Origin of the sequence: Variovorax boronicumulans (assembly GCF_009811375.1) — a bacterium.
Classification (GTDB): domain Bacteria; phylum Pseudomonadota; class Gammaproteobacteria; order Burkholderiales; family Burkholderiaceae_C; genus Variovorax; species Variovorax boronicumulans.
Genome location: NZ_BKDH01000001.1, coordinates 97,804 through 115,667, shown reverse-complemented (window position 1 = coordinate 115,667; position 17,864 = coordinate 97,804). Strand labels below are relative to the sequence as shown.

Genomic DNA, 17,864 nt, shown 5'->3' with positions numbered 1-17,864 from the left:
TGCGATGGCCTCAAGCCACCTGTTCGCCGCCCGCCTTGTGCCCCATCAGCCGTGCGGCCACGCGCTTCACCAGCAGATAGAACAGCGGCACGAAGAAGATGCCCAGTGCTGTCGCCGCGAGCACGCCGCCGAACACGCCGGTGCCGATCGCGACCTGGCTGCCCGAGCCCGCGCCGGTGGCCACCGCCAGCGGGATCACGCCCGCCAAGAAGGCCAGCGAGGTCATCAGGATCGGCCGCAGCCGCAGGCGCGCGCCTTCGGCCACCGCTTCGAGCAGCGGCACGCCACGGCGCAGCGCGGCCTCCGCGAACTCGATGATCAGGATCGCGTTCTTGGCCGACAGCCCGATGGTCGCGAGCAGGCCGACCTGGAAGTAGATGTCGTTCGACAGCCCGCGCAGCGCTGCCGCGATCACCGCGCCGAGCACGCCCAGCGGAATCACCAGCATCACCGACACCGGCACCGACCAGCTCTCGTACAGCGCCGCCAGGCACAGGAAGACCACGAGGATCGACAGCGCGAACAGCAGCGGCGCCTGCCCGCCCGACAGCCGCTCCTGGTACGACAGGCCGCTCCAGGCCTGGCCCGTGCCGCTCTGCTTCTTCGCGAGGGTCTCGATGGCCGCCATGGCCGTGCCCGAGCTGGTGCCCTGCGCGGCCGCGCCCTGGATCTGCACCGCGGACAGGCCGTTGTAGCGCTCCAGCTGCGAGGCGCCCTGCGACCAGCGCGTGGTGGCGAAGGCCGAGAACGGCGTCATCGCGCCCGTGCTGCCGCGCACGAACCACTGGCCGATGTCGTCCGGCGCCGAGCGGTACGGCGCATCAGCCTGCACGTACACGCGCTTCACGCGGCCGCGGTCGATGAAGTCGTTGACGTAGCTACCGCCCCAGGCAATGCCCAGCGTGGTGTTCACGTCGTCCAGCGACAGCCGCAGCGCCGAGGCCTTCAGCTGGTCGATGTCGACCTGCAGCTGCGGCGTGCCGGCCACGCTGTTGGCGCGCACCGACTGCAGGCGCGGGTCCTTGTTGGCCTCGCGCACCAGCTTTTCGCGCGCCTGCAACAGCCGCTCGGCGCCCATGCCCGAGGTGTCCTGCAGCCAGAACTCGAAGCCGTTGGACTCGCCCAGCCCTTCGATGGGCGGCGGCACCATGCCGAAGACCTCGGCGTCGCGCTGCTGCTTGGCCAGCGCCTTGCCGGCACGCTCGACGATGGCGTGCGCACGCTTGTCCGCACTGGCGCGCTCGGACCAGTCCTTCAGCGAGACAAACGCCATGCCCATGTTCTGCCCCGAGCCGCTGTAGCTCCAGCCGGTAAGCGTGAAGATGGTGTCGGTCGTGTCCTTCTCGGTCTCGAGAAAGTGCTTTTCGATGGCGCGGTTCACTTCGTCGGTGCGGCCCGAAGTGGCGCCGGCCGGCAGCGTCGCGATCACCATCACGCTGCCCTGGTCCTCTTCCGGCAGGAAACCGCCGGGCAGGCTCAGGTACAGCAGGCCCATGCCGGCCACGATGGCGACGTACACCGCCGTGAAGCGCAGCGGCTTGCGCAGGATGCGGCCCAGCACGCCCACGTAGCGGCCCTGCGCGGCGTCGAAGCGGCGGTTGAACGCGCCCAGGAAGCCGCGCGTGCGCGGCGGCACGCCGGCCTTCAGGAAGCGCGCGCACAGCGCCGGGATGAGCACGATGGCCACCACCACCGACAGCACCATCGACGCGATGATGGTCACCGAGAACTGCCGGTAGATCACCCCCACCGAGCCGCCGAAGAAGGCCATGGGCAGGAACACCGCCGACACCACCACCGCGATGCCGACCAGCGCGCCGGTGATTTCCTTCATCGATTTGATCGTGGCGGCCTTCGCATCGAGCCCCTCTTCGTGCATCACGCGCTCGACGTTCTCCACCACCACGATGGCGTCGTCCACCAGCAGGCCGATGGCCAGCACCATGCCGAACAGCGTGAGCACGTTGATCGAGTAGCCGAAGGCCGCCAGCACGCCGAAGGTGCCCAGCAGCACCACCGGCACGGTGATGGCCGGGATGACCGTGGCGCGCCAGTTCTGCAGGAAGAGGAACATCACGACCACCACCAGCGCGATGGCCTCCAGCAGCGTCCGGATGACCGACTGGATCGAGATCTTGACGAAGCGCGTCGTGTCTTCCGCGTAGGCCACGCGCAAGCCGGCGGGCAGCGAGCGTTCGAGCTCGGCGATGCGCGCCTTCACCGCGCGGGCGGTGGTCAGCGCGTTGGCGCCGGGCGCCAGCATCACGGCCGAGCCCGCGGCCGGGTGCCCGTTCAGGCGTGTGGTCTCGGCATACGATTCGCTGCCGATCTCCACGCGTGCCACGTCGCCCAGCCGTACCACGGCGCCGTCGGCCTGCGTCTTGAGCACGATGGCCTTGAACTGGTCGGGCGTCTGCAGCCGCGACATCGCGGTGACGGTGGCGTTCAGGTGCTGCGTCGGCGCCGACGGCCGCGCGCCGATCTCGCCCACCGACACCTGCGTGTTCTGCGCGGTGATGGCAGCCGTGACGTCGGACGGCATCAGCTGGTAGCTGGCCAGCCGGTGCGGGTCGAGCCAGATGCGCATGGCGTACGCCGCGCCGAAGGCCTGCACCGAGCCCACGCCGTCGACGCGGCTGATCGGGTCGCGCAGGTTGCTGGCCATCCAGTCGGCGATGTCGGTGTCGGTGCGCTGGCCGGTCTCGTCGTAGAGCGCCACGATCAGCAGGAAGTTGTTCTGCGACTTGGCGACCGTCACGCCCTGCTGCTGCACCGCCTGCGGCAGGCGGCTGGTGGCCTGGCTGACCTTGTTCTGCACCTGCACCTGTGCGGTGTCGGGGTCGATGCCCTGGCGGAAGGTGACGTTGATCTCGGCCCAGCCGGCTGCGCTGCTGGTCGACTTGAAGTACATCAGGCCGTCGATGCCCTTGAGTTGCTGCTCGAGCACCTGCGTCACGCTGTTTTCCACCGCCTGCGCCGAGGCGCCGGGGTAGTTGGCCGACACGACCACGGTCGGCGGCGCGATGTCCGGGTACTGCGACACCGGCAGCGTGCGAATGGCCACGCCGCCGGCCAGCATGATGAGGATGGCAATGACCCATGCGAAGACGGGCCGCTGGATGAAGAAATGAGCGATCACGGGAGCTTGCGGTTTCTCGTCAATCGGCCGGAGAAGGCGCAGCAGCGGACGATGCGCCCGCCGTGGACACCGGCACCGGCTTCACTTTTTCGCCCGGGCGCGCGCGCTGCAGGCCGTCGACCACCAGGCGGTCGCCCTCGCGCAGGCCCCGGGTCACGACCCAGTGCTCGCCCTCGGTGCTGCGCACTTCGAGCGCGCGCAGCTCGACCTTGTTGTCGGCCGCCACCACCAGCGCGGTCGGCTCGCCCTTCTCGTTGCGGGCCACGCCGCGCTGCGGCGCCAGGATGGCCTGGCGCTCCACGCCGGACTCGACCTGCGCGCGCACGTACATGCCCGGCAGCAGCAGCCCTTGCGGGTTCGGGAATTCCGCGCGCAGCGTGACCGAGCCGGTGGCCTCGTCGACGGCCACTTCGGAGAACTTCAGCGTGCCGGCATGCGGGTAAGGCAGGCCGTCTTCCATGCGCAGGCGGACCTGGGTGCTGGCCGGCGCCATGTCGCCCGAAATGAAGCGGCGCTTGAGCTTCGTCAACGCCAGGCTCGACTGCACGACGTCGACGTAGATCGGGTCGAGCCGCTGGATCGTGGCCAGCGCCATCGTCTGGCCCGGCGCCACGAGCGCGCCTTCGGTCACGGCGGAGCGGCCGATGCGTCCCGCGATGGGCGCGGTGATGCGCGTGAAGTCGAGGTTGATGCGCGCCGCCTTCACGGCCGCCTGCGCGGCCTTCACGCCGGCTTGCGCCTGCACCAGCGCCGCCTGCGCCTCTTCGTGCTCCTGCCTGCTCACGGCATTGGCTTTGACCAGTTCACCGAAGCGATCGGCCTTGCCGCGCAGGCTGGCGATGGTGGCCTGCGAGGTGGCCAACGCGGCCTGCGCCTGCTCGTGCGCGGCCTCGAACGGGCCGGGCTCGATCTCGTACAGCACCTGGCCCGCGCGGACCATGCCGCCCTCTTCGAACAGCCGCTTGCGCACGATGCCGTTGACCTGCGGCCGCACCTCGGAGACGCGGTAGGCGGCCGTGCGGCCCGCGAGCTCGGTGTGCACGGCCACGTCGCTGGCGTGCAGCGCCACCACGCCGACTTCGGGCGGCGCGTCATCGGTGGTGGAGGCCTGCTTGGCGCCGCATGCAGCGAGCGCGAGCAGGGACATCGGAAGCAGGAGCTTGAAAAGCGGGGTCATGGCCATCGGGAATCGCAGTGCGGCGCGCGCAGGGATCACCCGGCTCGTTACATTTGCACTCAAATGGTGCATTCTGCCTTCGATGTTGCATTGCAACCTGAAGGAATCCTGTGTTTGCCGTAGGTGAAATCGGCGGCGGCCGCAGGCCTCGCTCGCGCCCTCACAGCTGCAAGGAAAAAGGCCGCGCAATGCGGCCTTCGTCGGAGTGTCTACAGAGGGGGAATGTGTGGTGGTAGGCCGTGAGTGGCTTGAACACTCGACCAACGGATTATGAGTCCGCTGCTCTAACCAACTGAGCTAACGGCCCACGCGGGCCCGATTCTATGCGCCGCGCGCGGCCGCTTACTTGCGGTGGCTCAGCGCGTTGCTCACCAGCCGCGACGTGATGTCGACGATCTGGATCATGCGGTCGTACGGCATGCGGGTCGGGCCGATCACGCCTAGCGTACCGACCACCTGGCCGTCGACCTCGTAGTTGGCGCTGACGATGGACAGCTCCTCGAAGGGCACGACCTGGCTTTCGCCGCCGATGAAGATGCGCACGCCCTCGGCCTTGCTCGACACGTCGAGCAGCCGCATCAGCTGCGCCTTCTCTTCAAACAGATCGAAGGCGCGCCGCAGCTGCCCCATGTCACTGGAAAAATCGGTCACCGACAGCAGGTTGCGCTCGCCCGAAATCACGACGTCGTCGGCCTGCGCATCGGTGAGCACTTCGGAGCTGACCTGCACCGCCGCCTGCATCAGCGCGGCGATTTCGCCCCGCAGCTTTTCGACCTCGGACTGCAGGCGATCACGCACCTGCTCGATCGTCAGGCCCGCGAAGTGCGCGTTGATGTAGTTCGAGGCCTCGACCAGCTGCGACTGCGAGTAGTCGGATTCCGGGAAGATCACGCGGTTCTGCACGTCGCCGTCGGGCGAGACGATGATCACCAGCAGCCGCCGCTCCGACAGACGCAAGAATTCGATCTGCTTGAACACCGAGACGCGCCGCGGCGCCATCACGACGCCCACGAACTGCGACAGGTTCGACAACAGGTGCGCGGCATTGGCGATCACCTTCTGCGGCTGGTCGGCCGCCAGGCTTGGCGTGCTCATCTGCTCGCGCTGCGCGGTCAGCATGGTGTCGACGAAGAGCCGGTAGCCGCGCGTGGTCGGCACGCGTCCGGCCGAGGTGTGAGGGCTGGCGATGAGCCCCAGCGCCTCGAGGTCGGACATGACGTTGCGGATGGTCGCGGGCGAGAGATCCAGCCCCGCCGAACGCGAGAGCGTGCGCGATCCGACGGGTTGCCCATCGGCGATGTAACGCTCGACCAGCGTCTTCAACAGCAACTTGGCACGGTCGTCCAGCATTGCAAGATTTTAGTGTTGTAATTTGTGAGCTATGACCTCACGCTTTCGTCACGTCGCCCTGATCGGCAAATACCAGGCTTCCGGCGCCCGGGCGCAAGCCGATGCGCGCGACGGCGTGATGGAGGGCATCGGCGCCTTCCTCGAATCGCAGGGTTGCACGGTGTTCGTGGAGCGTTCGTCCTGCGAGGACACCGACGCCCCGCCCCACCCGCGCTACCAGGCGCTGTCGGTCGAAGAAATCGGCCAGCGCTGCGACCTCGGCCTCGTGGTCGGCGGTGACGGCACCATGCTCGGCATCGGCCGGCAGCTCGCGTGCTACGGCATCCCGCTGATCGGCATCAACCGCGGGCGGCTGGGCTTCATCACCGACATTCCGCTGGACAACTACCAGGCCACGCTGATCCCGATGCTGGCCGGCGAATACGAAGAAGACCACCGCAGCCTGATGCACGCGCAGGTGCTTCGCGACGAGGCCGTGGTGTTCGACGCGCTCGCGATGAACGACGTGGTGGTCAACCGCGGCGCCACCTCGGGCATGGTCGAGATGCGCGTGTCGGTGGGCCGCCATTTCGTGGCCAACCAGCGCGCCGACGGGCTGATCATCGCGTCGCCCACGGGCTCGACGGCCTACGCGCTGTCGGCCGGCGGGCCGCTGCTGCATCCGGCGGTGCCGGGCTGGGTGATGGTGCCGATCGCGCCGCACACGCTGTCCAACCGCCCCGTGCTGCTGCCCGACGCCGACGAGATCGTGATCGAGCTGGTGAGCGGGCGCGACGCCAGCGCCAATTTCGACATGCAGTCGCTCGCCTCGCTCGCCATCGGCGACCGCGTGGTGGTGCGCCGCTCCGACTTCCGGGTGCGCTTCCTGCACCCGCGCGGCTGGAGCTACTTCGACACGCTGCGGAAAAAACTCCATTGGAACGAAGGGGGCTCCTGATGAAGGACCACGCCCCCAGCTTGAGGACGAACTGAGATGGCTTTGCGACGCATCGCACTGCGCGACTTCGTGATCGTGCGGTCCCTTGAACTCGACCTGTCTGCCGGCTTCACGGTGCTGACCGGGGAAACCGGCGCCGGCAAGTCCATCCTGATCGACGCGCTGCAGCTGGCGCTGGGCAACCGCGCCGACGCCGGCGCCGTGCGCGAAGGCGCCGAGCGGCTCGACGTGAGCGCCGAGTTCGACGCCGACCCGGCGCTGGCCGGCTGGCTCGACGAAGGCGGCTTCGAGGCGGGCGACGGCCTGCTGCTGCGCCGCACGGTCGACCTGCAGGGACGCAGCCGCGGCTGGATCAACGGCAGCCCCGCCACCGCCACGCAGCTGCGCGAACTCGGCGACCGCCTGCTCGACATCCACGGCCAGCACGCCTGGCAGAGCCTGACCCGCCCCGAGGCCGTGCGCGGCCTGCTCGACGCCTACGCCGGCGCGCGCACCGACGCGCTCGACGCCGCCTGGCAGAGTTGGCGCCAGGCGCTCTCGGCACTCGAGCACGCACGCTCGGCGCAAGACTCGCTGCAGCGCGAGCGCGAACGGCTGCAATGGCAGATCTCCGAAGTCGCCAAGCTCGCGCCGGGCGCCGACGAGTGGGACGAACTCTCGGCCCATCACTCGCGCATCTCGAACGCGCAGGCGCTCATCGACGCCGCCCAGGGCGCGAGCCAGGCACTCGAAGACGACGACAACGGCGCCCTCGCCGCCCTCACGCGCGCCGCGACGCTGCTGCAGAACTGCGAGCACATCGAGCCCGAATTCCGTACGCTGGGCGAGGTGCTGGCCTCCTGCGTGGCGCAGGCCTCGGACGCGGCCCACTCGCTGCACGGCTACCTGCGCGACACCGACACCGATCCCAAGACCCTCGCCGAACTCGACGAGCGCATGGGCCTGTGGATGTCGCTCGCGCGCCGCTACAAGCGCACGCCGGCCGAGCTACCCGCGCTGCTGGCCGGCTGGCAGGCCGAGCTGCAGGCGCTCGACGCGCAAAGCGACCTCGAAGGTCTGGAGCGCGCCGAGCAGAACACCCAGCAGGCCTACATGAAGGAAGCCAAGGCCCTCGGCAAGATCCGCAAGCAGGCCGCGCCGCGCCTGGCCCAGGCCGTCACGCATGCGATGCAGGGCCTGGGCATGCAGGGCGGGCGTTTCGACGTCGAACTGCAGCCGCTGGCACAGCCCGGCCGCGCCGGCCTCGAAGAAATTTCGTTCCTGGTGGCCGGCCACGCCGGCAGCACGCCGCGCGCCATCGGCAAGGTGGCCTCGGGCGGCGAGCTCTCGCGCATCGCGCTGGCCATCGCCGTGACGACCAGCGAACTGGGCGCCGCGCAGACGCTGATCTTCGACGAGGTCGATGCAGGCGTGGGCGGAGCGGTGGCCGAAACCGTGGGCCGCCTCATGAAGCAGCTCGGCCGCGACCGCCAGGTGCTCGCCGTGACCCACCTGCCCCAGGTGGCGGCCTGCGCCGACCACCACCTCGTGGTCGCCAAGCGCCAGACCACGGCGGCCGGCACGGACGGCCCGCGCACCGAAAGCGGCGTGTCGCGCCTCGCGGCCGACGATCGCGCCCGCGAAATCGCCCGCATGCTGGGCGGCGAAAAAGTGTCGGCCACCTCGCTGGCCCATGCGCGCGAAATGCTGGGCCACAAGACGCCGGCGACCGCCCCATGAACATGAATCTCGACCTCGTCCTCATCACCGGCATGTCGGGTTCCGGCAAGTCGGTGGCGCTGCACGCGCTGGAAGACGCCGGCTACTACTGCGTCGACAACCTGCCGCCCGAACTGCTCACCGCTTTCATCGCGCTGCAGCACGAACAGCAAGCCACGCGCGTGGCGATCGCGATGGACGTGCGCAGCGGCGTGTCGCTGCCGATCGTTCCGCAGCAGCTCGAAGCGCTGCGCGCCGACGGCGTCTCGCTGCGCTCGCTGTTCCTCGACGCGACCACCGACGCGCTGCTGCGCCGCTATTCGGAAACGCGCCGGCGCCACCCGCTCTCGCGCCAGGAAAGCCGCACCGACGTGCCCGAACAGCATCGCGTGCTGGTGCAGGCCATCGAACTCGAACGCGAGCTGCTGGCCGACCTGCGCGATGGCGCCGACGTGATCGACACCAGCCTCATCCGCCCCGCGCAGCTGCAGAGCTACATCAAGGGGCTGATCTCGGCGCCGCAGAACGCGCTGACGCTGGTGTTCGAGTCGTTCGCCTTCAAGCGCGGCGTGCCGCTCGATGCCGACTACGTGTTCGACGTGCGCATGCTGCCCAACCCGCACTACGTGCCGGCGCTGCGCGCGCTGACGGGCCGCGACGAGCCGGTGATCGAATGGCTGCGCGAGCACGACGATGTGGCGCGCATGTTCGACGACATCGAGCAGTTCCTGACGCACTGGCTCGACGCACTGGCGCGCGACCACCGCAGCTACGTGACGGTGGCCATCGGCTGCACGGGCGGGCAGCACCGGTCGGTGTTCCTGGTCGAGCAACTGGCACGCGCCTTCGGTGCGCGCTGGGGCGCGCTCAAGCGCCACCGCGAACTCGACGCCTAACGGCGGAGGCCGCTCAGGCCTCGGCGGTTTCCAGCAGCTTGCGCATCGGGGCGGGCAGCCCCAGCCGGCTCCACTCCTGCGCCTCGACCCAGCGCGCGCCCTCGCCTTGCGGCTGGACGCCCTGCAGCAGCACGGGGTGCAGGTGCAGGTCCTTGTGGGTGAGCACGTGCACGAAGGGTGGCAGTTCCTGCGTGTCGTGCGCCGCGCCCGACGGCAGGGCCGCGAGCAGGTCGTCGTGGCTGTCGAACACCGGCAGGCAATGCAGCCCCGCCCAGATGCCCTTGGCGGGCCGCTTCTCCAGCCACACGCGCCCTTGGGCATCGCGCGCCAGCAGCACCCACAGCGACTGGGCGCTGCGCTTGAGCTTGCGCGTCTTCACCGGGTAGCGCTCGGGCGCGCCCTGGCGCAGGCCCACGCAGCTCGCGTTCACCGGGCAGATCATGCAACTGGGCTTGCGCGGCAGGCAGACCGTGGCGCCCAGGTCCATCAGGCCCTGCGTGTAGCTCGCCACCGCCTCGCGCTGGCCGTCCGGCGGCAGCAGCTGCGTGGCGAGGTCCCACAGCGCGCGCTCCTGCGCCGCCGACGACATGTCGCCGTCGAAGCCGAGCACGCGCGTCAGCACGCGCTTCACGTTGCCGTCGAGGATGGCCACGCGCTCGCCGAAACAGAAGGCCGCGATGGCGGCCGCCGTCGAACGACCGATGCCGGGCAGGGTCACGAGTTCGGCGGCGGTGTGCGGAAAGGCGCCGCCGAAGCGCGCGACCACCTCCTGCGCGCAACGATGCATGTTGCGCGCGCGGCTGTAGTAGCCCAGCCCGCTCCACAGGCCGAACACCTCGTCCTCGGTGCCGGCGGCCAGCGCCGCCACGTCGGGAAAACGTTCGAGAAAGCGTGCGAAGTAGCCCAACACGGTCGTGACCTGGGTCTGCTGGAGCATCACTTCCGAGAGCCAGACGCGGTACGGATCGCGCGTGTTCTGCCACGGAAGCTCACTGCGCCCGTGGCTGCGCTGCCAGCGCACGATCTGTGCGGCGAATTCGGGAGGCAGCGGCGGAGGTGGGGAGACGGCCGCCCGCGCGGCGGTGCGCTCAGGCCGCACGCAGTTGCTCGCCCGCGATGGCGGCGGCCGCGACAGGCGGCTGGCTGCCGTGCTGCGCGATCAGCGAGGTGAACTCGTGCAGCCGCTCCTGCAGCGCGGCCAGGTGGCTTTCTTGCGCGGCGATCTCGGCCAGCCGGTCGTCGAGGCTGCCCGCGGCGTTCTGGATGCGCTCGATCGCCTCGATGCGCTTGCTGAAGTTGCGGCGGCGCTCCTTGAGCTGCGCATCGATCTGCGCGCTCGCGCCCTTGCTCCAGCGCTCGACCTCGGTCATGGCGGCTTCGTTGACCAGCCGCAGCCGGCTGGCCAGCGCACGCACCAGCTTGTCGCAGAAGTCGGCCTGCGCGAGCTTGATCAGGTTGCCCACACCCAGGTAGTGGATGTGGCTGCGCTCGATCTGGCCCAGCTCCTGCTCGAAGCCGCTCAGGTCGGGCTCGGCCGGCGCCTGCAGCGTGAAGCCCTGCTCGGCGTTGAGCTGGCGGAAGGTGGCGTGCAGCATCGACTGGATCTCGGCCGTGGTCGCCTGCACTTCGCGCAGGTTGTTGCGCAGCGCATCGAAGGTTTCGCCGTACACCTTGCGCACGTTGAACTTGACGCCGGGACGCTTGAGCGCCGCGGCCAGCTTGACCATGTCGGCCTTGAGCGCCGTGCGCCCGAGCACCGCGTACACCTCGCGCAGCAGCTTGCCCTGTACCGAGCGCAGCGCCAGGATGCGGGTGTTGCTGCCCTCGAATTCAGCGTGTTCCTGGTCGATGCGCGCACGCATGTGGCGGATCACCGACACGTTCTTGCCGCGCAGGCCCTGCAGTTCGAGCGCCTGCTCCGACAGGTCGCGCTGGCGCACCTTCAACAGGCGCTCGGCCTCGGTGCGCAGCGCGGTCATGCCGGCATCGACCGCGAGCCGCAGCATGGTTTCGCGCTTGCCGAGCACGCCTTCACCGAGCAGCGCCTCGAGCGCCGGCAGCCGGCTGGCGTCGAGCAGGGCCGCGTCATGACCGATCTTGGCCTGCAGGCCCTTCTGCGCCGACACCGGCAGCACCTGCGCCAGCGGCACTTCGAGCAGCCGGGCCGCGCCTTCACGCTGGCGCTCGATCTGCTGCGCGATCTGCGCCGGGGTGCTCAGCGTGTCCCACAGCGTGTCGATCTTGTTGAGCACCACGAAGCGCGTGTCGTGGCTGTCGTCGCCGGTGATCAGGTGCTCGCGCCAGATCGACAGGTCGGAGCGGGTCACGCCGGTTTCGGCGCCCAGGATGAAGACGACGGCATGCGCCTGCGGGATCAGGCTCACGGTGAGTTCGGGCTCGGCACCGATCGCGTTCAGGCCGGGCGTGTCGAGGATCACGAGGCCCTGCTCGAGCAGCGGATGCGGCATGTTGAGCACCGCATGGCGCCAGCGCGGAATCTCGACGCGGCCTTCGGCGTCCTGCACCGGGTTGTCGTCGGGCGTCTCGGGGTTCCAGAAGCCGAGCGCGCGGGCTTCGTCCTTGCTCACCCATCGGACTTCGGCCACCTTGCCCATGGCGCGGGCCAGTTGCTCGGCGTCGCCCACCTCGATGGGCAGCTCGGTCCAACGCGTGGGCCGCTCGCGCCAGTGGGCGAGCGAATGCGGTTCCAGGCGGGTTTCGATGGGCAGCAGGCGCAGCTTGGGCGCCAGTGCGGCGTCGTAGCCCAGCTCGGTCGGGCACATCGTGGTGCGCCCGGCGCTGGCCGGCATGATCCGCCGGCCGTAGCCGGCAAAGAAGATCGCGTTGATCAGTTCCGACTTGCCGCGCGAGAACTCGGCCACGAAGGCCACCATGACCTTGCTGGTGCGGATCTGGTCTTCGAGGGCGCGCAGCCGTTCGGCCACGGCCTGGTCGAGCAGCTCGTTGTCGGTCAGCCAACGGGACAGCCACTGAAGGCGGCGGGCGAAGTTGCTCCGCCAGGCGCCGTGCTGATCGAGCTGTTGGTTGAAAGAGCGGCTCAAGGGGAAGATGTAAGTAAGAATTTACAAATATAACATCGCCACATGGCGAACGGGGTACCGGCAGGAGTTTGCCCCGAAGCAGCCGCCACGGGGCCCGCCTTCCCTAGGATTTCTGGCAATGGGGGCAGTAATAAGTAGAGCGCTGCCCCTGTTTCAACTGCCGGATCGGCGTGCCGCACACCCGGCACGGCTCGCCCGCACGGCCGTAGACGGTCGCTTCGAGCTGGAAGTAGCCGCTTTGCCCGTCCACGTTGGAGAAGTCGCGCAGGGTGCTGCCGCCCTTCTCCACCGCCCGCGCCAGGATGTCGCGCACCGCCGCATGCAGCTTCGCCGCGCGCGGCCGGCTGATGCGCGCCGCCGACAGGGTCGGCCGGATGCCGGCCATGAACAGCGCCTCCGACGCGTAGATGTTGCCCACCCCCACCACCACGTCGCCCGCGAGCAGCACCTGCTTGATGGCCGTGCGGCGTTTCTTCAGCCCGGCATGGAAGGCGTCGAGGTCGAAGGCATCGCCCAGCGGCTCCATGCCCAGTCCGCCGAGCAGCTTGAGGGCCCAGGGCGCCTCTTCGTCGTCCACGTAGACCACGGCGCCGAAGCGGCGCGGGTCGTTCAGCCGCAGGGTGCCGAGTTCGGTGACGAGGTCGAAGTGATCGTGCACGCCGGGCTCCGGCAGGTGGATGTCGAAACGCAGGCTGCCCGACATGCCCAGGTGCAGCAGCAGCAGCCCGCGGTCCAGGTCGATCAGCAGGTACTTGCCGCGGCGGCGCACCTCGCGCACGCGGCGCCCGACCAGCGCCTGCGGCACCACCATCAGCGCCCAGCGCAGCGGCTTGCCGATGCGCACGGACTCGATGCGCGCGCCGGCGATGCGGTCGGCAAAGCCGCGCCGGGTGACTTCGACTTCGGGTAGTTCAGGCATGAAAAGTAAAACTCCGGCAGCGACGAAGCCCCATGCGGCGCTCGTTCAAATGGCTGGATTATTATGGTCAGATGAACCCATCGCCCCGCCGTCACCGCCTTGCGGCGGCCGCGTCTCTCGTGCTGCTTGCCTACACAACGCACGCACAATCTCTCGAACCCACCGCCGCCGGCAACCCGCCTCCCGCCATCGAGCGCACGGCACCGCCGAAGCCGCCGGCGCGCCCCCGGACGACCCCTGCCGCCGCCAAGCCGGCCGCGGAAGCCGCGCAGCCGTCGGCGCTGACGGCCGACCTGTTCTATGAAATTCTCATGGGCGAGATCACCGCCCGCTCCGGCGACCCCGGCTCCGGCTATTCGCTGGTGCTCGACGCCGCCCGGCGCCTGCGCGACGGCAAGCTGTTCCAGCGCGCGGTCGAAATCGCGCTGCAGTCGCGCTCCGGCGACGCCGCGATCTCCGCGGCGCGCGCCTGGCAGGAAGCCTTGCCCAATTCACGCGATGCCCGGCGCATCGAGCTGCAGATCCTGATCGCGCTGAACCGCATCAGCGAAACCGTCGAACCGCTGCGCGCCGAAGTGGCCGCCACCTCGCAGATCGAACGCCCCCTGCTGATGGCGGTGATCGCGCGCACCTACGGCCGCGCCGCCGACAAGAAGCTGGCCGCCTCGGTGGTCGAGCAGGCGTTGGTCGATGAACTCAAGAGCCCGACCACCGGCGGACTGGCCTGGGCCACCGTGGGCCGCCTGCGCCTGAACGCCGGCGACCCCTCGGGGGCGCTGGACGCCGCGCGCAAGGGACAAGCCATCGATCCGTCGTCCGAGGCGCCCTCGGCGCTGGCGCTCGAGCTCATCGACCCGGGCCAGCCGCTGGCCGAGCCGATCGTCACGCGCTACCTCGCGAACAACCCCAAGGCCTCGCCCGACCTGCGCATCGCCTATGCGCGCACGCTGGTCGAGAACCGCCGCTTCAGCGACGCCACCACGCAGTTGCAGACCCTGACCGCCGCGCGCCCCGAACTCGCGGAGCCCTGGCTGCTGCTCGGCAGCCTGCAGATGCAGGCCCGCCAGGAAGCGGCGGCCGAAACCTCGCTCAAGCGCTACGTCGACCTGATGACAGCGCCGGGCCAGAGCCAGGACGCCGGTGACGTCGCCGACCGCAAGCGCGGGCTGACGCAGGCGTATCTCGTGCTCTCGCAGCTGGCCGAGCGGCGCAAGGATTTCCAGGCGGCCGACCGCTGGATCACGCGCATCGACAGCACTGACAACCAGAGCGCCATCCAGGGCCGCCGCGCCAGCCTGCTCGCCAAGCAGGGCAAGCTGCCCCAGGCCCGCGAGCTGCTGCGCGCGCTGCCCGAGCGCACGGCGGAGGAACGCAAGCAGAAACTGCTGGCCGAAACCCAGCTGCTGCGCGAAGCCAAGCAATACCAGGCCGCCTACGACCTGCTGGCCCAGGCCTCGGCCGCCGCGCCGGACGACGGCGACCTCGTCTACGACCAAGCCATGATGGCCGAGAAGCTCAATCGCCTGGACGACATGGAGCGGCTGCTGCGCCGCCTCATGACGCTCAAGCCCGAGAGCCAGAACGCCTACAACGCGCTGGGCTACTCCTTTGCCGATCGCAAGATCCGGCTCGACGAGGCCCGCACGCTCATCCAGAAGGCCGTGCAGCTCGCGCCCGAAGACCCGTTCATTGCCGACAGCCTGGGCTGGGTCGAGTTCCGGCTCGGCAACACGGCGGAGGCGATCCGCATCCTCGAGGCGGCCTACAAGACGCGGCCCGACCCCGAGATCGGCGCGCATTTCGGCGAAGTCCTGTGGTCGGTCGGCCAGAAGGACCGCGCGGTCGCGATCTGGAAAGAATCGCTGCTGACCGACGCCGAGAACGAGACGCTGCAGGAAACCCTCAAGCGCCTGCGCGTCAAACCCTGAATGGCATCGATCACGCACACGGCTCCCGCGCGGGGCGATGAGTCCCTCACCCGCCGCGCGGCGTTTGGCGCGGGCGGCGGCGCACTGCTGCTGTGGCTCTCGGGCTGCGCCCAGCTCTCGGGCGGCACCGCTGCCGCGCCCGGACGTTCGGCCAGCTGGAGCGGGCGCATGTCGCTGCGCATCGACAGCGAACCGGTCCAGACCTTTGCCGCCCTGTTCGAGCTGCGCGGCTCGGCCGAAACCGGCGACCTGACGCTGACCACGCCCATCGGCAGCACGCTGGCCCAGTTGCACTGGGCGCCGGGTGAAGCCCTGCTGAAGAACGGCAGCGAGACCCGCCGCTACGACTCCGTCGACGCACTGATCGAAGCCGCCACCGGCGCCGCCATTCCGGTGGGCGCCCTGTTCGGCTGGCTCGATGGCCGCGCCGACCCCGTGCCCGGCTGGCGCGCCGACCTTGGCCAGCTGTCGAACGGCCGCCTGCAGGCCACCCGCGAATCCCCGGCGCCTCGGGCGGACCTGCGCATCGTGTTCGAACGCTCATGAAGGCGATCTACGACCTTCCCGCGCCGGCCAAGCTGAACCTGTTTCTGCACATTACCGGGCGGCGCGACGACGGCTACCACCTGCTGCAGTCGGTCTTCATGCTGATCGACTGGTGCGACACGCTCCACGTCGAGCTGCGCAACGACGGCCAACTGAGCCGCGAAGACCTCACCACGCCGCTGCCGGCCGACGATCTCGTGCTGCGCGCCGCCCGTGCGCTGCAGGCGCATGCCGCGCCGGGCCGGGGCGCGCACATCGGCATCGCCAAGCACGTGCCGGCGCAGGCGGGCATGGGCGGCGGGTCGTCGGACGCGGCCACCTGCCTGCTCGCGCTCAACCGCCTCTGGAACCTGAACCTGCCGCTGTCGCGCCTGGCGCAGATCGGGTTGAAGCTGGGCGCGGACGTGCCTTTCTTCCTCGGCGGACGCAACGCCTGGGTCGAGGGCATCGGCGAGGAGATCACCCCGGTCAACCTGCCGCCGGCACGCTTCGTGGTGGCCAAACCACCCGAGGGACTCGATACCCGATTAATTTTTTCTGCGGATGATTTGGAACGGGCAACTCCTGTTGCTATAATCTCAGGCTTTGCTGCAGATAGCGAACAGCTAGAAGCCACAAACCTCGGCAACGGGGTTTACGACTTCGGTCACAACGACCTGCAGCCGGTTGCCCAACGGCTTTGCCCCGCAGTCACCGACGCCATCGAATGGCTCGGACTGCAAGGTTTGAAGGCCCGGATGACCGGCTCCGGAAGTTCGGTGTTCGCGAAGATGCCGCAATTGCCGCAGGAAGCGGAACTGCTCGAAGCCCCCCGGGGATGGCAGGTTCGACAATGCGACAATCTGGCAGTTCATCCACTCTGGGGATGGGCAGCCTGAAGAGATAATCGGAACGCTCTGCGGTTCGATGCGACATATATCGGTGGATGGTGCAAACCATCAACCTGTGTAGGGGAGTCGCCAAGCTGGTTAAGGCACTGGATTTTGATTCCAGCATGCAAAGGTTCGAATCCTTTCTCCCCTGCCAAATCTCTCAAACTGCGGCCTGATGGCCGCAGTGCTTCTTTTGCAGTCCACCGGCTGCAATAATCGGCGGCCCACACAGGCCGCCACGACTCGAAACCTTTGGCGGCTTTCCCGCAAGCCCATTTGCACTGCCCGGACGCGCTCATGCAGGCCAATCACCCTGACTTCTTGGTTTTCACCGGCAACGCCAATCCCGGCCTTGCTGCAGAAATCGCGCACAACCTCGGCACCTCGCTGGGCGCAGCACGCGTCGGTCGCTTCTCCGACGGCGAAGTCACCGTCGAGATCAACCAGAACGTCCGTGCGCGCGACGTGTTCGTGGTGCAGTCGACCTGCGCGCCGACCAACGAAAACCTGATGGAACTGCTGATCATGGTCGACGCGCTCAAGCGCGCCTCGGCCGAGCGGATCAGCGCCGTGATTCCCTACTTCGGCTACGCCCGCCAGGACCGCCGCCCGCGCTCGAGCCGCGTGCCGATCTCGGCCAAGGTGGTCGCCAACCTGCTGGAAACCGTGGGCGTCGAGCGCGTGCTCACCATGGACCTGCACGCCGACCAGATCCAGGGCTTCTTCGACATTCCGGTCGACAACATCTACGCCTCGCCCGTGCTGCTGGGCGACCTGCGTCAGAAGAACTACGAAGACCTGATCGTGGTCTCGCCCGACGTCGGCGGCGTGGTCCGCGCCCGTGCGCTGGCCAAGCAACTGAACTGCGACCTCGCCATCATCGACAAGCGCCGCCCGAAGGCCAACGTCAGCGAAGTCATGAACGTGATCGGCGAGATCGACGGCCGCAACTGCGTGATCATGGACGACATGATCGACACGGCCGGCACGCTGGTCAAAGCGGCCGAAGTGCTGAAGGAGCGCGGCGCCAAGAGCGTGTACGCCTATTGCACGCACCCGATCTTCTCGGGCCCGGCCATCGAACGCCTCTCCAAGGGCACGGCCCTGGACGAAGTGGTCGTCACCAACACCATCCCTCTTTCCGACGCGGCCGTCGCGTGCGGAAAGATCCGCCAGCTCTCCGTGGCACCGCTGATCGCCGAAACGATCCAGCGCATTGCCAAGGGCGAGTCGGTGATGAGTTTGTTCTCGGACCAGGACAACCTGTTCTGAGCTGAGAGCGAAAAAGCAGGCCTCCTTCGGAGGCCTTTTTGAACCGGAGTCGCACTGGTCGCGGTGGA

The 17,864-nt window shown here is 68.8% G+C and carries 13 protein-coding genes and 2 tRNA genes; 8 read left to right on the top strand and 7 right to left on the bottom strand.

Annotated elements, in window-relative coordinates:
- Window positions 1–10: 10 nt before the first annotated feature.
- The 4 genes from VHAB30_RS00575 to hrcA all read right to left on the bottom strand — a co-directional run bounded on the left by VHAB30_RS00575 (window position 11) and on the right by hrcA (window position 5,666).
- Window positions 11–3,139, bottom strand: a complete 3,129-nt coding sequence (locus VHAB30_RS00575) for an efflux RND transporter permease subunit (RefSeq protein WP_159275458.1) — start codon at window positions 3,137–3,139, stop codon at window positions 11–13.
- Window positions 3,140–3,158: 19 nt separating this feature from the next.
- On the bottom strand, window positions 3,159–4,286 hold the full coding sequence (locus VHAB30_RS00570) for an efflux RND transporter periplasmic adaptor subunit (RefSeq protein ID WP_235926369.1): 1,128 nt from the start codon (window positions 4,284–4,286) through the stop codon (window positions 3,159–3,161).
- A 260-nt stretch (window positions 4,287–4,546) separates the two neighbouring features.
- Window positions 4,547–4,623 (bottom strand) — tRNA-Ile (locus VHAB30_RS00565).
- A 35-nt stretch (window positions 4,624–4,658) separates the two neighbouring features.
- Window positions 4,659–5,666, bottom strand: coding sequence for a heat-inducible transcriptional repressor HrcA (hrcA, locus tag VHAB30_RS00560; RefSeq protein ID WP_062476292.1), 1,008 nt, complete (start codon window positions 5,664–5,666; stop codon window positions 4,659–4,661).
- Window positions 5,667–5,697: 31 nt separating this feature from the next.
- On the opposite strand from hrcA, the gene VHAB30_RS00555 reads away from it, so the two are divergent.
- From VHAB30_RS00555 to rapZ, 3 genes are read left to right on the top strand one after another with little or no spacing between them, the layout of a single operon-like run.
- Window positions 5,698–6,603, top strand: coding sequence for an NAD kinase (locus tag VHAB30_RS00555; RefSeq protein ID WP_062476290.1), 906 nt, complete (start codon window positions 5,698–5,700; stop codon window positions 6,601–6,603).
- A gap of 36 nt (window positions 6,604–6,639) precedes the next feature.
- Window positions 6,640–8,322: a DNA repair protein RecN gene (gene recN / locus VHAB30_RS00550; RefSeq protein WP_159275456.1), complete on the top strand. Its 1,683-nt coding sequence runs from the start codon at window positions 6,640–6,642 to the stop codon at window positions 8,320–8,322.
- Between the two features lie 2 nt (window positions 8,323–8,324).
- Window positions 8,325–9,197, top strand: a complete 873-nt coding sequence (gene rapZ / locus VHAB30_RS00545; protein WP_062476353.1) for an RNase adapter RapZ — start codon at window positions 8,325–8,327, stop codon at window positions 9,195–9,197.
- A gap of 13 nt (window positions 9,198–9,210) precedes the next feature.
- On the opposite strand, the gene mutY is transcribed toward rapZ, so the two are convergent.
- The 3 genes from mutY to mutM form a co-directional block, all read right to left on the bottom strand.
- On the bottom strand, window positions 9,211–10,245 hold the full coding sequence (mutY, locus tag VHAB30_RS00540; protein WP_159278243.1) for an A/G-specific adenine glycosylase: 1,035 nt from the start codon (window positions 10,243–10,245) through the stop codon (window positions 9,211–9,213).
- Between the two features lie 40 nt (window positions 10,246–10,285).
- On the bottom strand, window positions 10,286–12,259 hold the full coding sequence (locus VHAB30_RS00535) for a dynamin family protein (protein ID WP_095949175.1): 1,974 nt from the start codon (window positions 12,257–12,259) through the stop codon (window positions 10,286–10,288).
- A 103-nt stretch (window positions 12,260–12,362) separates the two neighbouring features.
- On the bottom strand, window positions 12,363–13,178 hold the full coding sequence (gene mutM, locus VHAB30_RS00530; protein ID WP_095949174.1) for a bifunctional DNA-formamidopyrimidine glycosylase/DNA-(apurinic or apyrimidinic site) lyase: 816 nt from the start codon (window positions 13,176–13,178) through the stop codon (window positions 12,363–12,365).
- Between the two features lie 71 nt (window positions 13,179–13,249).
- Between mutM and VHAB30_RS00525 the strand changes: the two genes are divergently transcribed.
- The 5 genes from VHAB30_RS00525 to VHAB30_RS00505 all read left to right on the top strand — a co-directional run bounded on the left by VHAB30_RS00525 (window position 13,250) and on the right by VHAB30_RS00505 (window position 17,796).
- Complete coding sequence (locus tag VHAB30_RS00525; protein WP_159275455.1) at window positions 13,250–15,106, top strand: tetratricopeptide repeat protein; 1,857 nt, start codon at window positions 13,250–13,252, stop codon at window positions 15,104–15,106.
- Window positions 15,107–15,652: a lipoprotein insertase outer membrane protein LolB gene (locus VHAB30_RS00520; protein WP_159275454.1), complete on the top strand. Its 546-nt coding sequence runs from the start codon at window positions 15,107–15,109 to the stop codon at window positions 15,650–15,652. It abuts the gene before it with no gap.
- Window positions 15,649–16,530, top strand: coding sequence for a 4-(cytidine 5'-diphospho)-2-C-methyl-D-erythritol kinase (gene ispE, locus VHAB30_RS00515; protein WP_159275453.1), 882 nt, complete (start codon window positions 15,649–15,651; stop codon window positions 16,528–16,530). The genes VHAB30_RS00520 and ispE overlap by 4 nt, the downstream gene beginning before the upstream one ends.
- 71 nt (window positions 16,531–16,601) lie before the next feature.
- Window positions 16,602–16,678, top strand: a tRNA-Gln gene (locus tag VHAB30_RS00510).
- A 143-nt stretch (window positions 16,679–16,821) separates the two neighbouring features.
- Window positions 16,822–17,796 carry a ribose-phosphate pyrophosphokinase gene (locus VHAB30_RS00505; protein WP_062476346.1) on the top strand — a complete coding sequence of 325 codons (975 nt, stop codon included), beginning with the start codon at window positions 16,822–16,824 and terminating at the stop codon, window positions 17,794–17,796.
- Window positions 17,797–17,864: the final 68 nt, after the last annotated feature.